The organism is Rhizobium sp. BK098, from assembly GCF_014193155.1.
GTDB lineage: Bacteria > Pseudomonadota > Alphaproteobacteria > Rhizobiales > Rhizobiaceae > Rhizobium.
Genome location: NZ_JACHYY010000041.1, coordinates 1 through 2801, shown reverse-complemented (window position 1 = coordinate 2801; position 2801 = coordinate 1). Strand labels below are relative to the sequence as shown.

4 protein-coding genes are annotated in these 2801 nt (G+C 56.4%); all 4 read left to right on the top strand.

The genetic code is table 11. From position 1 onward, the window contains the following. Window positions 1–1171 (top strand): alpha/beta hydrolase (locus FHT73_RS29180; protein WP_246778837.1); only part of this gene is annotated, 1171 nt, incomplete at its 5' end. Window positions 1172–1328: 157 nt separating this feature from the next. Then, window positions 1329–1802 (top strand): hypothetical protein, encoded by a 474-nt coding sequence (locus tag FHT73_RS29175; RefSeq protein ID WP_112610411.1) that lies wholly within the window; start codon window positions 1329–1331, stop codon window positions 1800–1802. 19 nt (window positions 1803–1821) lie between these two features. Continuing rightward, entirely contained in the window at window positions 1822–2520 is a 699-nt protein-coding gene (locus FHT73_RS29170; protein WP_112610480.1) for a hypothetical protein, read from the top strand. Continuing rightward, a partial coding sequence (locus tag FHT73_RS29165) for a cyclophilin-like fold protein (RefSeq protein WP_246712280.1) occupies window positions 2517–2801 on the top strand: 285 nt, incomplete at its 3' end. The genes FHT73_RS29170 and FHT73_RS29165, both read left to right, overlap by 4 nt.

The window sequence follows — 2801 nt, the reverse complement described above, 5'->3', positions numbered from 1 at the left end:
GAAAGTGGCGGAATTCCCATTCATCCCGACAGCCATCGCATCATCGAACAAATGGAAAAAAGAGATGACCAACCAAAACCAAGGCAATCGCCGGATATCGAAGCTCGGCTTTGACCGCCGGCAAGTGCTCAGAATGACGGCTGCCGGCATCGCGGCCCTCGCGGCGACGTCCCTGTCCGACACGAACCTTGCAGAGGCCCAAGACATGTCCAACGGCGCAGCCAATTTCTACACCAGCGATAAAGTGACCTCTCACCAGGTCGCCTTCAAAACCCAGTATCAGACATCTGTCGCTGGCAACCTCTACCTGCCCAAGGATCTCGATCGGACAAGGAAGACGGCGGCTATCGTCGTCGGTCACCCTATGGGTGCCGTAAAGGAGCAGAGCGCTAACCTCTATGCCACTAAGATCGCGGAAGAGGGCTATGTCGCAATGTCTCTCGATTTACCGTTCTGGGGCGAGAGTGAAGGACAATCACGCAATCTGGTTTCCCCGGAGATTTATGCGGAGGCCTTCAGCGCCGGTGTCGATTTTCTCGGGTCGAGTTCCTTCGTCGACAGACAGAACATCGGCGTGATCGGGATCTGCGGGAGCGGTAGTTTTGTGATCAGCGCGGCCAAGATCGATCCCCGCATCAAGGCCATAGCCACCGTCAGCATGTACGACATGGGCGCTACTTTTCGCGATGCATTGAACAAGTCCCAGACGGTCGAACAGCGTAAGCAGTTCATCGCAACGGCCGCCGAACAGCGTTGGGCAGAGGTTGATGGTGCCGACATCCAATACATCGGTGGCACGACGCTTGAGCTGACGGCCGAAACGGATCCGATCCAGCGCGAGTTTTATGACTTCTACCGCACGCCGCGCGGGGAGTTCACACCTGCAGGCGTCGCCAGAGAAACAACGACGAAGCCGACCCTGAGCAGCGCCGTTAAGTTCATGAACTTCTACCCGTTCAACGACATCGAGACGATCTCCCCTCGCCCGATGCTGTTCATCTCCGGCGATCAGGCGCATTCGAAGGAATTCAGCCAGGACGCCTATAACCGTGCTGCGGAGCCGAAGGAATTGGTCTGGATCAAGGGTACCGGTCACGTCGACCTCTACGATCGCGTTGATCTTATTCCCTTTGACAGGCTGAAGCGCTTCTTCGATCAGCACCTCGCATGAATGGGAAGCGAGCCGCCGCGAGAGCTGCTCGTGTCTTCACTCTTTGCATCTAACTCGGCCGTCGTGGGCCGAGACATCCTGGCGAGCTCGAAAATACGCTTGCGCATTGCGAGGCAAACAGTCGGCCGCGGTTAATCGGTCAACATAGGATAAAACCATGAGAATCTATCGGTGGTCCGGCTTGATGGCACTACCCTTCTCGGTCGTTTTTGCCGGGTACTTCCTTTCCGAAACCAAGCTAATCCCGACAAAGGCTCTGGCGGCTGCAAACTCGGTGACATTTCCACCCCTTGAGCGGCTGCAGCACTTTACCACGGTGCGGCGAGGAATTACGCGCGAGCACATGCTGACAAGCCCTCAGGCCCTAGCTGCTCTAAAAGCTGGCAAGCCTGTTCCCACCGGCACGCATATGGTCCTTGTCGATTACCAAAGCGATGTACTGACACGGTATCTTGTCGGCCAGAAGGTTGGCGATGGTGCCGAGGATTGGGAATATCAGTGGTTCTGGCCAGATCAGACCATCAAGGCGGATGAGAACGTCGCTCGTTGTTACTCATGTCACCGGTCACGCCAGTCCGAACAGTTCATGTTCACGTTTGATGGAGCCATCTCCGATGATGATGCGCTCTGATGGTGGTAGGAGCCAGGTCATGCGTCGACTAGCCGCCAACCGCCTTTGCCTTCCAGCCGGAATGGCCGCGCTGTTGATCCTCGCGCTTGCCTACTGGTGGCTCGACAATGGCCCGCACGAGTTCTTCGGGGTAGTCTTCTTCGGACTTCTTACATGGCACCTCTTCATCAACAGGCGCTGGTTCTTGAAGTTGCGCATCGGTCGGTACGACGCTCGCCGGTGGATCGTCGCGGCCATACACACGTGGCTCATGATAAATATTGGCGTGCTGCTTATTACCAGCGCCGCGGTTTCCCATTCGATAGCGGGCTTCTTCCAGTATTCAGTTGACGCCAGCATCGTCGAGTTTCATTGGTTCTCGGCTTACTGGGTGGTGATGATCATTGCCGTCCATGTTGGCACGCATTGGACGCGAGTGATGTCCTCGGTGGCGACGCTGTTCAGGCTTAGTCCCTCCAGGTTTAGGGCAGGCGTGCTCAGGCTTTCAGCTTTGATCCTTCTGGCCTTCGGCGCATGGAGTTTTGCCGTTCTCGGTGTCGCGACAAAGCTAATGTTCGGCTACAGCTTGGATTTCTGGGACTTCACCGCGTCGGTGACGCCTTTTTTCGCGCATTGGACCGCTGTCATGGCGGGTGTCGCGGTGCTTGCCCATTACTCGTTGACCGCTCTCAGGTCAGCCGAAAATTACCGCTCTCAGTCAAAGGTTGGCCAAGCATGAAATACTTCGCAACAGTTGTTCTCATCGCCGCCTCGCTGACGATAAACATTGGGGGATTCGCCATGGCTCAAGATCGCATTTTGATTTCGTCCGACTGGGGCAAGGTACCGGCCCAATTGACCGATAACCCCGCTGCTCGCGCTCTTTTTGACATGCTGCCATTGACGGTCGAGATGGATGATCACCTGCGTCAAGAAAAGACAGGCAATCTGCCAAAAGCGTTACCGTCAGCGCCACGACAGCGCGGATTCTCGGCCGGGACGCTCGGCCTTTGGAGTTCG